Source organism: Enterobacter cloacae complex sp. SYL001 (genome assembly GCF_049237025.1).
Taxonomy (GTDB): domain Bacteria; phylum Pseudomonadota; class Gammaproteobacteria; order Enterobacterales; family Enterobacteriaceae; genus Enterobacter; species Enterobacter intestinihominis.
In genome coordinates, this window is the sequence record NZ_JBMKJI010000037.1 from 1 (window position 1) to 13,289 (window position 13,289).

The window sequence follows — 13,289 nt, forward strand, 5'->3', positions numbered from 1 at the left end:
AGGTCGGGTCTCAGTCCAGGGCATAGCGAGTCTCCTCTTCTATGCCAGTTATAACTGTTACCCATGTATCCGGTCTAAAGTGTTACCCATGTTTCCGGTTCATACCCTTCGCTTACCGGGCCTACGGTAATTATGCGGTCTGATGCCCTCACCCACGGGGAGAGGGAACCAAAACCTCGTAGGCCGGGTAAGGCGAAGCCGCCACCCGGCTTTTTACTGTGCCGGAGCCACCGCCGACACCATCCCGCCGGTCATCGTCTGCTGCACCTGCTGTTTATCCATATTTACCGCGCTCAGCTTCCCGTTCACCGTCGGCTTCAGCGGCGCATTCGCCTGCACGCTGCCGCTGGCGGTGAGCTGAATATTGCCGTCGCCCGCAATCGGCAGCGCTGGCCAGCCCCACTGCTGCAAAACGTTGAGTGGTACACCGCGCCCGTTCAGGCTCACGGTGGTTTGTCGCTGTGGCAGCTGTGACACGGTGGCGGTCGCTTCCAGGATCCCTTTCTCGGTAAAGGCGCTCAGGTCGGTAATATTTACCGTTGCGGCGTTGGCATTCAGCGCCAGCGACGGGCGTCGCACGTCGACGCGGTTAAAGGTTGCTGCCGCCCCGTTCAGGGTTGCGTTACCGCCCCACACGCCCCACTTGTGGTCTTGCGCCAGACGCAGATTAGCGCCATAACCGTCGAGGGAGGTGATCTGCCATGGGAACGCCGGATCGATGTCGATCACCAGGTTGCGGCTCAGGCCGAATTTTTTCAGCGTCACGCTGTTCAGCCATGCCGGGAGCGGATCCATCCACAGCGTTTTCCAGTTTTCCGGAAGCGTATATTCCAGCCCGGCAATGGCAACGTCGTCCAGCACCAGCGCGTTCCCGTCGCGCAGCCAGTTGCCGGAGGTGCGCACCATGCCCCCTTCCCAGCGGGAAGTGAACTGACGCAGCGCAATGCTCTGTGGGGAGAATTCCGCGTTCAGGATAGGGTCAAAAAGATGCAGCGAGCCGTAGATAAATTCGCTGGCGTTCATGGATAACCGTCCCTCCTGGCTTTGCCAGTCCCCTTTACTCAGGGTGAGGTTACGCAGGCTAAGATCAAGGTCGGTTACCGCCCAGTCTGGCCCCTGTAGACGGGCATCGGTCACTTCCAGCCGCCCAATCTGTAACGAAGGCAGGGTGGAGAGAGGGGCGAAGAAATCCAGCAGCGATTTGTCGCTTTGCAGGCGTATCTCATTCAGACGCAGGGTGTCGATAACCCAGCCACCGTCGGCATTACGCTGAGCCGACCCCGTAAGCGAGCCGCGCGCCATATCGGCACCGATGGTATTGAGCACCACCTCTTTGCCGTTGAGTTGTCCCTGAATCAGCACGTTGTTGGCCGGTATGCCGTTGAGCGTGAGCGACCCGGCGCTCATCTGGATTTGCGCATTTTTCCCCAGTACGTTCCCCGCCTCGGGCTGCCACGGGCTGACGCCACCGGTCACCTTTTGCGCACTGAGATCCCACTCCGTATTCGGGCTGTTAAAGGCCATGTTATTCAGTTGCAGACGATCGGCCTGGAACGGCAGCGGCGCCGTCTGTGGAGATAAATTCAGCGTGCCATCGAACAGGGTGATGGCGTCCATATGCAGCAGGTCGGTGATCTGGCGGCTGCTTAAGCCAATATCCACTTTTTTAGCGACCAGCGTGGCCGGTTTGCCATCTCGTCCGAAGGTAACGTTTTCCAGAAGAATGTGAGAAGGGGATGAAAAGCGGTGATCCATCAGGTCAAAGTTGAGCTCGTAATCGGTATTCACCGTGATCCAGCTACTGACCTGCGATGCGCCCCAGCGGGTCTGGAGCAGAAAATAAAAGGCGAGCACTACAATGAGCAGGGCTACCAGAAGATAGATAAGCAGCTTTCCAATAAATTTCATGGTCTTCCTTCCCGCGAAACGCACATAAGGGTGTTATGCACGATTTATGCGCAATGCTCAAGGCGGGAATGGTGTAAAGAGATGTCACGGCAGGCATTGACAGCCTGCCGTGTGGGGATCAGTTCTTTTCAGGCGGGAAAATGAGATTCAGCACGATAGCGGTAATACCGCCCGCGGCGATGCCGGAAGAGAGCAGGTTTTTCACCCAGTCCGGGGCAAACTGCAAAATCATCGGCTGCTGGGAGACGCCAAGTCCTACGGCGAGAGACAGTGCAATAATCATGATTGCGCGGCGGTTCAGCGGCTCGCGGGAGACGATACGCACGCCGGAGGCCGCGATGGTACCGAACATGACCAGCGTCGCGCCGCCCAGGACCGGCTCAGGGATGTGCTGCACAAACCCGCTTACCGCCGGGAACAGGCCGAGGACCACCAGCATCAGCGCCACCACAAAGCCCACGTAGCGGCTGGCAACCCCGGTCAGCTGGATCACGCCATTGTTCTGGCCGAAGCAGGAGTTCGGGAATGTGTTGAACACCGCCGAGACAAACGAGTTCAGTCCGTTCGCCAGCACGCCGCCTTTCAGACGTTTCATGTACAGCGGGCCGGAGACCGGCTGCTCGGACACGTCGGAGGTGGCAGTGATATCGCCAATGGTTTCCAGCGAGGTGATCATAAAGACCAGCATCAGTGGCAGGAGCAGACTCCAGTCAATGCCCAGGCCGTAGTAGAGCGGCGTTGGCACGGTAATCAACGCGCTGTTGGTTGGGGTGGTGTTTTCCGGCAGCATGCCCAGCGCCCACGCCAGCAGGTAACCGGCCGCCATGGCGATCACCAGCGAAGCCACGCGCAGGTACGGGTTACGCTGGCGGTTAAGCAGAATAATGATCGCCAGCACCACGCCTGCCAGCAGCAGGTTTTTCGGCGCGCCGAAGGTATGGTCGCTCATTGCCGCGTAGCCGCCCCCGATGGAGGTCAGACCCACCTGAATCAGCGACAGGCCGATAATCATCACCACCACGCCGGAGACCAGCGGGGTGATCACCCGGCGCGCAAGGTGCAGAACGCGGGAGATGATCATCTCTGTGCAGCTTGCCAGCATCAGGGTGCCGAAAAGCGCCGCCATCATCGTCGGGACATCTGCGCCGCCGGTTTTCAGTGCCGTACCGCCCATGATTAGCGGCGCCACAAAGTTAAAGCTGGTGCCCTGAATCGACAGCAACCCCGAACCCACCGGACCCCAGGCTTTAATTTGAATGATGGAGGCTACACCGGAAGCGAACAGAGACATACTGATGATGTGTTGCGTATCCTGCGCCGGTAACCCCAGCGCCTGACAAATCAGCAGAGCCGGCGTGATGACCGCAACGAACATCGCCAGCAGATGCTGGCAGGCGGCAAACAGGGTTTGAGGTAGCGGGGGACGATCTTCAAGGCGGTAAATCAGTTCACTGTTTTGCTTCTGCGCAATCGGTTGCGCATCAGCAGACTCCAGAGTGTTAACAGACATCGGCGGCAATCCCACGGTGGAAAAGCGGGCATTTTAGCTGACCACCTGGTAAAAGCAAACGATTGCCAGCAAAAAAAAGAGAGAAAATCTGCCGGTGTGAGCAGGTTTTCTACAACGAACAGGAAAAAAAAATTACACTTTTCGCGCCGGCGGCTCATGACGAGCAACACCCGGCCCAGGATAACGCCGCGTGTGTATGGAACACGCGCATAACAGGAGCCTTTTATGATTCATCTCGATACGTTGTCGACCCTTGTTGCCGCAACGCTGGTTCTTCTGCTTGGTCGCAAGCTGGTACACAGTGTTTCCTTTCTGAAAAAGTACACCATTCCTGAACCTGTCGCCGGTGGATTGCTGGTGGCGCTGGCCCTGCTGGTACTGAAAAAAAGCATGGGTTGGGAAATTGATTTTGATATGTCCCTGAAAGATCCGTTGATGCTGGCCTTCTTTGCCACTATCGGCCTGAACGCTAACCTCGCAAGCCTGCGTTCGGGTGGCAAGGTGCTGGGCGTGTTTTTGATTGTCGTGGTGGGCCTGCTGCTGATGCAAAACGCCATCGGCATCGGTATGGCGTCGCTGCTGGGGCTGGATCCGCTGATGGGTCTGCTGGCGGGGTCGATTACCCTGTCAGGTGGCCACGGAACGGGCGCGGCGTGGAGCAAGCTGTTCATCGAACGCTATGGCTTTGAAAACGCAACGGAAGTGGCAATGGCCTGCGCGACCTTTGGCCTGGTGCTTGGCGGGCTGATTGGCGGCCCGGTGGCGCGCTATCTGGTGAAACATTCCACTACGCCGGAAGGCAGACCAGACGATGAAATGGTGCCGACCGCGTTCGAAAAACCGGACGTTGGTCGCAGCATCACCTCGTTGGTGATGATTGAAACCATCGCCATGATTGCCATCTGCCTCACCGTGGGCAAAATCGTTGCGCAATGGCTGGCGGGAACGGCTTTCGAACTGCCAACCTTTGTCTGCGTGCTGTTTATCGGGGTGATCCTGAGCAACGGTCTGGCGCAGATGGGCTTCTACCGCGTCTTCGAACGCGCGGTGTCCGTGCTGGGGAACGTCAGCCTGTCGCTGTTCCTGGCGATGGCGCTGATGAGCCTCAAGCTGTGGGAACTGGCCTCGCTGGCGCTGCCGATGGTGGCGATCCTGGCGGTACAGGCCGTGTTTATGGCGCTGTATGCCATCTTTGTTACCTGGCGCATGATGGGCAAAAACTATGATGCGGCGGTACTGGCTGCGGGTCACTGTGGATTTGGTCTGGGAGCGACACCAACGGCCATCGCGAATATGCAGGCGATCACCGAACGGTTCGGCCCGTCGCACATGGCGTTTCTGGTGGTGCCGATGGTGGGCGCATTCTTCATTGATATCGTCAACGCGCTGGTCATTAAGCTCTACCTGATGCTGCCGATGTTTGGCTGACCGTCAGGCGTTGGAATACCGCTCGGTTTCCGGCATCCAGCGTTCAATTAACGCTGCCGCCTGTTCGGGGTAGCGTTCATGAATATGACGCGCAAGGCGTTGTACTTCGGGGATCATGGCCTGATCGCGCAGCAAATCCGCCACTTTAAATTCGGCGTTACCCGTCTGACGTGTGCCCAGCAGTTCACCCGGGCCGCGGATCTCCAGATCTTTTTGCGCAATGACGAAGCCGTCATTGCTGTCGCGTAATACCTGCAAACGCATCTGCGCGGTTTTCGACAGCGGGGCTTTGTAGAGCAGCACGCAGTGAGAGGCGATCGCGCCACGGCCCACGCGGCCTCGTAGCTGGTGGAGCTGCGCCAGGCCCAGACGCTCCGGGTTCTCAATAATCATCAGGCTGGAGTTCGGCACATCCACGCCCACTTCGATAACCGTGGTCGCAACGAGTAAGTGCAGCTCGCCCTGTTTGAACGACTGCATCACCGCCTGCTTCTCGGCAGGCTTCATGCGCCCGTGAACCAGACCGACGTTCAGCTCTGGCAGGGCGAGCTTTAACTCTTCCCATGTGGCTTCGGCAGCCTGCGCTTCCAGCAGCTCAGACTCTTCAATCAGGGTACAGACCCAGTACGCCTGACGCCCTTCCTGCGTACAGGCGTTGCGCACGCGGTCAATGATGTCGCTGCGCCGCGTGTCCGGTATGGCAACCGTGGTCACCGGCGTTCGGCCCGGCGGCAACTCGTCGATGGTGGAGGTATCCAGATCGGCATAGGCTGTCATCGCCAGGGTGCGCGGAATCGGCGTGGCGGTCATGATCAGCTGATGCGGGTGGAAGCCCTGTTGCAGACCTTTCTCCCACAGCGCCAGACGCTGATGAACACCAAAGCGGTGCTGTTCGTCGATAATGACCAGCGCCAGGCCGTTAAACTGCACCTGTTCCTGGAAAATGGCGTGCGTGCCGACAATCATCTGCACCTGCCCGCTGGCAATGGCTTCCTGCTGCGCAAGACGTGCTTTGCCCTTCTGCTTCCCGGCCAGCCAGCCCACTTCGATCCCCAGTGGGGCGAACCAGTTACGGAAATTGTTGGCGTGCTGCTCGGCCAGCAGTTCTGTCGGCGCCATCAGCGCCACCTGCTTGCCGTGGGCGATAGCGCGTAAAGCGGCCAATGCGGCAACCAGCGTTTTCCCGGAACCCACGTCGCCCTGCACCAGGCGCATCATCGGCACATTCAGCGCCATATCGCGTTCGATCTCGGCGGTGACCCGCGCCTGGGCGCCGGTGGGTTTAAACGGCAGTGTGGCCAGCAGCTTATCTTTGAGCTCATCATGCGGGCTTAATGGCTGCGCGTGGAAACGCTGCGCACCTGCGCGCAGGGCCAGCATGCTCAGGTTGTGAGCCAGTAATTCCTCAAGGATAAGACGCCGTTGGGCGGGGTGTTTACCGCTTTCTAAATCAACGAGCTGAAGCGTCGTCGGTGGACGGTGCAGGGTGCGCAACGCCTCCGGCAGGCTCATCATGCCCTGCGCCAGCTCCGGCGGCAGCAGCTCGTTAATGGCGCAGGTATCGAGCAGCTCCAGCGCCTGGTCGGTGAGCTTGCGCAGCGTGGCCTGCTTAATGCCTTCGGTGGTTGGATAGACCGGGGTGAGCGTCTCCTGTAGCTCAGGTGAGCTGAGATCGCCCTGCACGCGGTATTCCGGGTGGATCATCTCCGCGCCGTATTTGCCCCGTTTGGCTTCACCGTACGCAAGTACGCGTCGTCCGGTGGCAAGGCTGTTTTTCATCGCCGCATTGAAGTTGAAAAAGCGCATGGTGAGAATGCCGGTGCCGTCGCTGATCTGGCAGGTCATCATCTTGCGTCCGCCAAAGGTGATGTTGCAGTTCAGCACTTCCCCTTCAACGGTGGCGTAAATAGCGGGCAGCAGATCGCCAATTTTATAAAGTTGAGTACGGTCTTCGTAACGCAGGGGGAGGTGGAGCAGGAGATCCTGCACGGTGTGCAGGCCAATCTTCGCCAGTTTACTGCTTTGTGCCGCGCCCACGCCCGTCAGGCTGTTGAGCGGTATGGCGTCCAGCAGGCGGCCTTTCATGATTTACCCTGCGTACTGCATGGTGGACCACCACTCGGCATCGGCTTCAATTTCGCCCTGTGCGTTGACGTGGGGGTAAGGCAATTTCTTCTGCTTCGCAACGCGAGCCAGCACCGGATAGCCACCTTCAAACAGCAGGCGCTGCTGCTCCTCTTCCGGCAGCATGCTGTTGCTGCGCTCGTACATTCCGGCATTCTGACGCTGGCGCTGCGCTTCATACAGGATCAGCGCTGAGGCGACCGACACGTTGAGTGACTGGACCATGCCGATCATCGGAATGATGATGTCCCGGTCAGCCAAATCCAGTGCTTCCTGCGTGATCCCCGTTTTCTCCTGGCCCATTAAAATGCAGGTCGGACGGGTGTAATCGATCTCACGGAAATCCACGGCTTTAGCAGAGAGGTTGGTTGCCAGAACCTGCATGCCACGCCCTTTCAGGTGCGAGACCGCTTCACCAATAGTCTGGTGAGTTTTCACGGATACCCAGCTGTTGCTGCCTGCGGCGGTGGAGGCCATGGTACGCATACGTGCGCCTGGCCAGACGGCGTGGACTTCATGCACGCCGACGGCATCTGCGGTGCGGACGATAGCAGAGACGTTATGAGGTTTATGGACCTGCTCCATGCAGACCGTCAGATCAGGCTGACGCCTGGCGAGCATTTCGCAGATTCGCTCGTAACGTGTTGAATTCATAGTGCTAGTTTCGGTTACGGGTGACTTTAATGACATCCGGCATCACGCGGATCTTGCGCATAATATTGGCCAGATGTACGCGGTCACGGGCGGTCAGGCGAATAAAGGCGCTGTAAACGCGGCCATCTTTTTCTTCAGTATTCAGGCTCTGAATGTTTGACGAGGCCGTGTTGATCGCTGCCGTCAGGTTCGCCAGTGCACCCTGGTGGTTAAACATATCCACCTTGATTTCAGTGATAAATTCCTGCGCTGTCTCTTTATCCCATTCGACCGCCATGAACTTCTCAGGCTCTTTCTGATAGCCACGGATGTTACGGCAGGATTCGTGGTGGATCACCAGCCCTTTACCCGGGCTGACGTGCGCAATAATCGGGTCGCCCGGGATAGGGCGGCAGCATTTGGCGAAGGTGATGAGCACCCCGTCAGCGCCTTTGATTGGCAGGTGACCATGATTTTGCGCGTTAGCAGGAACGGCTGTCGTTTCGCCCTGTTGCAGGTTCTTCGCCACGACCACGCTCATGGCGTTTCCGAGGCCAATCTCTGCCAGCAGGTCATCCAGCGAGGCGAGCTTCATACGCTCCAGCTCATGCTGAATATTCTCTGGTGGGATCTCTGCCAGTTTGCGGCTGCCACCCAGCGCGTGATTGAGCAGACGACGCCCGAGACTGACGGAGTCGTCGCGCTTGAGATTTTTCAGCAGCTGGCGGATTTTTGCGCGCGCTTTTGAGCTCACGACAAAGTTCAGCCAGGCAGCGTTAGGACGTGCGCCCGGCGCGGTAATAATTTCGACAGTCTGCCCGCTGAAGAGCGGCTGCGACAGCGGATAAGGCTGCCTGTCGACGCGGGCACCCACGCAGGCATGGCCGATATCGGTATGCACGGCGTAAGCGAAGTCGACCGGCGTCGCGCCCGCAGGCAGTTCGACAATGCGCCCTTCCGGCGTGAAAACGTAAATCTCATCCGGGAAGAGATCGGATTTAACGCTCTCGATAAATTCAAACGAGCTACCTGCACTCTGTTGCAGCTCCAGCAGGCTCTGCATCCAGCGCTGGGCGCGGATTTGCGCGGTGGTGCTGCTTTCGCCGCCGTGCTCTTTATAAGCCCAGTGCGCCGCGACACCCATCTCCGCCATCTGATCCATGTCTTCGGTACGAATCTGCACCTCAACAGGGACACCGTGCGGGCCAATCATGGAGGTGTGCAAAGATTGATATCCGTTCGCTTTTGGAATGGCGATGTAATCTTTGACGCGCCCCGGACGTGGCTTGTACAGGCTATGCATCTGCCCCAGCACGCGGTAGCAGGTGTCAGAGTCGTGGACGATGACGCGGAACGCGTAGATATCCATGATTGAGTGGAAACGCTGCTCTTTGAGCACCATTTTGCAGTAGATAGAGTACAAATGCTTTTCGCGACCGCTGACGCGGCACGGAATACCGGCTTCCTGCAAGCGCCCTTCGATTTCAGAGAGGATCTTTTGAATCATCTCTTTACGGTTACCGCGAGCGGCTTTCACCACCTCTTTAATCACGCGATAGCGGTTCGGGTACAACGCTTCAAAACCCAGCTCTTCCAGCTCGGTTTTAATGTGATGAATACCTAAACGGTGCGCCAGCGGACTGTAGATTTCGAGGGTTTCACGGGCGATGCGGCGACGTTTATCCGGGCGAAGTGAGCCCAGCGTGCGCATATTGTGGGTGCGGTCAGCAAGTTTGATGAGAATGACGCGGATATCCTGCACCATCGCCATGATCATCTTGCGAAAGTTTTCGGCCTGCGCCTCTTTCTTATCGCGGAATTTCAGCTTATCAAGCTTAGAGACCCCTTCCACCAGCTCGGCAACGCTTTTGCCAAACAGCTGTTCCATGTCCTGGTAGGTGGCAGGGGTATCTTCAATCACGTCATGCAGCAGGGCGGCCATGAGCGTTTCGTAGTCGAGTTTCATCTCGGCCAGAATACAGGCCACCGCTACCGGGTGCGTGATATAGGGTTCACCGCTTGAACGTGTCTGGCCCTCGTGAGCGTCACGTGCAACGAGATACGCCTGCTGAAGACGCTTAATCTGGTCTTCAGGCAGGTAGGTTTGAATCAGTTGATTCAGGCTTTCAAACAGATACAAGGGCGACCCGCAGGTTTAATTAACGACGACCTTCAGCAATGGCGGTTACGGCCTGCAGTTCTGCGGCTTCCTGCTCTTGCTGCTCCTGGCGCTCACGCACGTCGAGGATCTGGTTGTTGATCAGACCTTCTTCGATTTCGCGAAGTGCAATAACGGTGGTTTTATCGTTTTCTTCCGGTACCAGCGGATCTTTACCGCCTACCTGCATCTGACGAGCGCGACGCGCGGCGACCAGTACCAGGTCAAAACGGTTACCAATTTTCTCTACAGCGTCCTGAACAGTTACGCGTGCCATACTTAAAATGCTCCACAGGTGAAGAAATGACTGGGCATGATACTGAAAGTGGGTTCAGTCTGCCAACAGTTTGGTGATTAATGCGTCATGTCGCTGCTTCTGGCGGCTCATACGCAGACGTTCTGCGCGAAGGATAGTTTTGAGATCGCTCAGCGCGGCATCAAAATCATCATTCACAATAAGGAAATCATATTCCGCGTAATGGCTCATTTCTGCAACAGCCTGTGCCATACGCTTCGCGATAACTTCTTCGCTATCCTGGCCGCGACCACGCAGGCGACGATCCAGTTCATCTTTCGATGGCGGTAGAATAAAAATACTGCGCGAATCAGGCATTTTCTTACGAATTTGCTGCGCGCCCTGCCAGTCGATATCCAGGAACACGTTCACGCCGGTCGCCAGAACCTGCTCAATGGTTTCACGCGAAGTACCGTAGTAGTTACCGAATACTTCTGCGTGTTCAAGAAACGCGTCTCTGCCAATCATCGCTCTGAATTCGTCGTGATTCACAAAGAAATAGTGTTCACCGTGCACCTCACCCGGACGCGGTGCTCGCGTGGTGTGAGAAACAGAAACCTGCGTATCGTACAACGGTTGGGTTTTTAACAGTGCCTGAATAAGGCTGGATTTACCCGCGCCACTAGGGGCAGAAACAATATAAAGCGTGCCTTGAGCCATGAGAGTCTTTTGTATGTGTTAACGAAGAAGTCCTACATACGGGCTTATTATACACGTCGCCGCTGTGTGACGTAGCCTTTGTCACACTTTTTCCCGTGGATGATTAAATTTTGCGTGCTGTTTTCAGGTTTTGTCTGCGGTTTGCAGCAACAAAAAGAAACGTTGGATAACGCCTCGTAAAGCGTAACGTTGCCATTCGCGTCGTTTTCAATACCGGGTTATACCTCCTCCAACGCAAAGGAGGGGTAATAATGTGGCGATGGATAAGCGGGTTTGCGCTGTTGTGGTGTAGCACCGGGTTAGCGGTATGCCCGGTATGGTCGCAGGCAAAAGCAGAAAAGGAAATTGTAGCGCTGAGCGCGCAGATCAAACGCTGGGACGATGCTTACTGGAAGCAGGGAGTCAGTGACGTTGATGACGGGGTTTACGATCAGCTTAACGCGCGGTTGAACCAGTGGCAGCGCTGCTTTGGTCATGTCTCTTCCGAAGACAGACCGCCACCTCTGACAGGTAGTGTGACACACCCGGTTGCGCATACGGGCGTGCATAAGGTTGCCAGTAAAGCTGAGCTCAGCCAGTGGATGCGAGCCCGGCAACATCTCTGGATGCAGCCCAAAGTGGATGGCGTGGCTGTGACGCTGGTGTACCAGGGCGGGAAGCTTGTCCGGGCCATTAGCCGTGGCAACGGTGTGAAAGGTGAAGACTGGACGGCGCAGGTTCGATCAATCCCCTCTGTTCCGCAAAACCTGTCCGGCCCCCTGGCAAATAGCGTCTTACAGGGTGAACTGTTCTGGATTCATGAAAACCACATCCAGCGTCAGATGGGGGGGATGAACATGCGGGCAAAAGTGGCGGGCGCCATGATGCGTCATAACGATAGCGCACTTCTCAGGCAGCTCGGCGTGTTTATCTGGGCCTGGCCGGATGGACCTAAAGAGATGCAGGTATCTCTGGATGCGTTGTCAAAAGCCGGGTTCACCCTGACGGCGCGTTATACGCTGCCCGCCGCGTCTGTGAATGCGGTCGAAGCGCAGCGTTCAGCGTGGCATACAACAGCATTGCCCTTTGCCACGGACGGCATTGTGGTGCGTTCAGCGGATGAACCCGCGGGCGACGGTTGGTTACCCGGTGAAGGCCGTTGGGTTGTCGCATGGAAATATACGCCTGTCGCTCAGGTTGCTGAAGTGCGAGGGATACAGTTTGGCGTCGGGCGAACGGGCAAGGTGTCCGTTGTAGCCGAACTGGATCCAGTAAAGCTTGATGATAAACAGGTGCGGCGGGTGAGCCTGGGGTCGGTCACACGCTGGCAGCGGCTGGATATTGTTCCCGGCGATCAGGTTCTGATAAGCCTCGCCGGGCAGGGGATCCCCCGATTCGATCGAGTTGTCTGGCGGGGAGCGAACAGGGAAAAACCAGAACCTCCGGCCCTGCAGTACCACTCGCTGACCTGTTTTTATGCCTCACCAGCGTGTATGGAACAGTTCTTTGCCCGGTTGACGTGGCTTAGCTCAAAACAAGGGCTAGGGATCGAGGGGTTAGGCGAGGCGGGCTGGCGAACGCTTCATCAGGCGCATCGTTTCGAGCATATTTTTTCGTGGTTAACACTGACGCAGGCGCAGCTACAGTCCACGCCTGGCTTTTCCGCCGGGCGCGGGTTATCGCTCTGGCATCGTTTTAATATTGTGCGCAAACAACCTTTTATTCGCTGGGTCACAGCGATGGGGATCCCGCTGACAAAAGCCACGCTGAATGCGGTTGGGGCGGCGTCGTGGCAGGCGCTGAATCAGCGGAGCGCCGCTGACTGGCAGGCTTTGCCGGGAACAGGTGAAGAGAAGGCGCAGCAGGTCGTTAACTGGTTGCATGCGCCTCCTGTTGATAGGCTGGCAAGGTGGCTGGCTGAGCAGCACATTAACGGGTTCTGACCTTAATGCGCATTGTGCTTGTAATGAAAAACCGGCAGGCCCAGCTTCAGGCGCAATGCCAGCATACGCGCGGTGAAACCAAACAGCAGCGTGGAGATAACCACCACATCGTGGTTGGTGACATAGTGCTGCAAGGCGACATAAAGCACTGCCGCGGCAAAGGAGATGCCGGCATACAGTTCCTTCTGGAAAACCAGCGGGATACGTTTGCAGAACATATCGCGCAGCACCCCGCCAAACACGCCCGTGATCACCGCCGCAATGGTGGCGATAACCGGGCCTTCACCCATATCGAGAGCAATTTGTGCGCCAATGATGGAAAAAACAATCAGCCCAAGCGCATCCAGCACCAGGAACAAGCGGCGCAGATGAGGCATCACCGGGGCTACAATCGTGGTTAGCACGGCTGCCGTTGCCACGATAATGACGTACTCAGGGTTTTTAACCCAGCCGAGCGGATAATGGCCAAGCAGGATATCGCGCACGGACCCGCCGCCGAGCGCAGTGGCCGTGGCAATAATGATCACGCCGAAGGTGTCCATACGGCGACGTCCGGCGGCGAGTGCGCCGGTCATGGATTCAGCGGTAATGCCAATAAGATAGAGAATGTGAAGCAGCATAAACCCTCCGGAATGAAGTGGAGGAGGTTAG

At 57.2% G+C, this 13,289-nt stretch carries 10 protein-coding genes; 2 read left to right on the top strand and 8 right to left on the bottom strand.

Translation table 11 applies throughout. From position 1 onward, the window contains the following. Window positions 1-213 precede the first annotated feature (213 nt). Complete coding sequence (locus ACOTZP_RS22120; protein ID WP_271075366.1) at window positions 214-1,908, bottom strand: AsmA family protein; 1,695 nt, start codon at window positions 1,906-1,908, stop codon at window positions 214-216. 118 nt (window positions 1,909-2,026) lie between these two features. After that, a complete protein-coding gene (gene xanP, locus ACOTZP_RS22125) occupies window positions 2,027-3,418 on the bottom strand; it encodes a xanthine/proton symporter XanP (RefSeq protein WP_015570053.1) in 1,392 nt (463 codons plus the stop codon). Between the two features lie 225 nt (window positions 3,419-3,643). On the opposite strand from xanP, the gene gltS reads away from it, so the two are divergent. Further along, complete coding sequence (gene gltS / locus ACOTZP_RS22130; protein ID WP_006812438.1) at window positions 3,644-4,846, top strand: sodium/glutamate symporter; 1,203 nt, start codon at window positions 3,644-3,646, stop codon at window positions 4,844-4,846. A gap of 3 nt (window positions 4,847-4,849) precedes the next feature. Here gltS and recG read toward each other — a convergent pair whose 3' ends face one another. From recG to gmk, 5 genes are read right to left on the bottom strand one after another with little or no spacing between them, the layout of a single operon-like run. Next, on the bottom strand, window positions 4,850-6,931 hold the full coding sequence (gene recG / locus ACOTZP_RS22135; RefSeq protein ID WP_271075365.1) for an ATP-dependent DNA helicase RecG: 2,082 nt from the start codon (window positions 6,929-6,931) through the stop codon (window positions 4,850-4,852). 3 nt (window positions 6,932-6,934) lie between these two features. Next, window positions 6,935-7,624 carry a tRNA (guanosine(18)-2'-O)-methyltransferase TrmH gene (gene trmH, locus ACOTZP_RS22140; RefSeq protein ID WP_032622047.1) on the bottom strand — a complete coding sequence of 230 codons (690 nt, stop codon included), beginning with the start codon at window positions 7,622-7,624 and terminating at the stop codon, window positions 6,935-6,937. A gap of 4 nt (window positions 7,625-7,628) precedes the next feature. Then, window positions 7,629-9,743, bottom strand: coding sequence for a bifunctional GTP diphosphokinase/guanosine-3',5'-bis pyrophosphate 3'-pyrophosphohydrolase (spoT, locus tag ACOTZP_RS22145; protein ID WP_022646616.1), 2,115 nt, complete (start codon window positions 9,741-9,743; stop codon window positions 7,629-7,631). Window positions 9,744-9,762: 19 nt separating this feature from the next. Further along, window positions 9,763-10,038 (bottom strand): DNA-directed RNA polymerase subunit omega, encoded by a 276-nt coding sequence (gene rpoZ / locus ACOTZP_RS22150; protein ID WP_000135058.1) that lies wholly within the window; start codon window positions 10,036-10,038, stop codon window positions 9,763-9,765. Between the two features lie 54 nt (window positions 10,039-10,092). Then, window positions 10,093-10,716 (bottom strand): guanylate kinase, encoded by a 624-nt coding sequence (gmk, locus tag ACOTZP_RS22155; protein ID WP_421633788.1) that lies wholly within the window; start codon window positions 10,714-10,716, stop codon window positions 10,093-10,095. Between the two features lie 251 nt (window positions 10,717-10,967). Here gmk and ligB point away from each other — a divergent pair, with 251 nt between their 5' ends. Continuing rightward, window positions 10,968-12,638 carry an NAD-dependent DNA ligase LigB gene (ligB, locus tag ACOTZP_RS22160; RefSeq protein WP_271075364.1) on the top strand — a complete coding sequence of 557 codons (1,671 nt, stop codon included), beginning with the start codon at window positions 10,968-10,970 and terminating at the stop codon, window positions 12,636-12,638. A gap of 2 nt (window positions 12,639-12,640) precedes the next feature. Here the strand turns inward: ligB and ACOTZP_RS22165 are convergent, their stop codons facing one another. Next, window positions 12,641-13,258, bottom strand: a complete 618-nt coding sequence (locus tag ACOTZP_RS22165) for a trimeric intracellular cation channel family protein (protein WP_271075363.1) — start codon at window positions 13,256-13,258, stop codon at window positions 12,641-12,643. Between the last annotated feature and the right edge of the window lie 31 nt (window positions 13,259-13,289).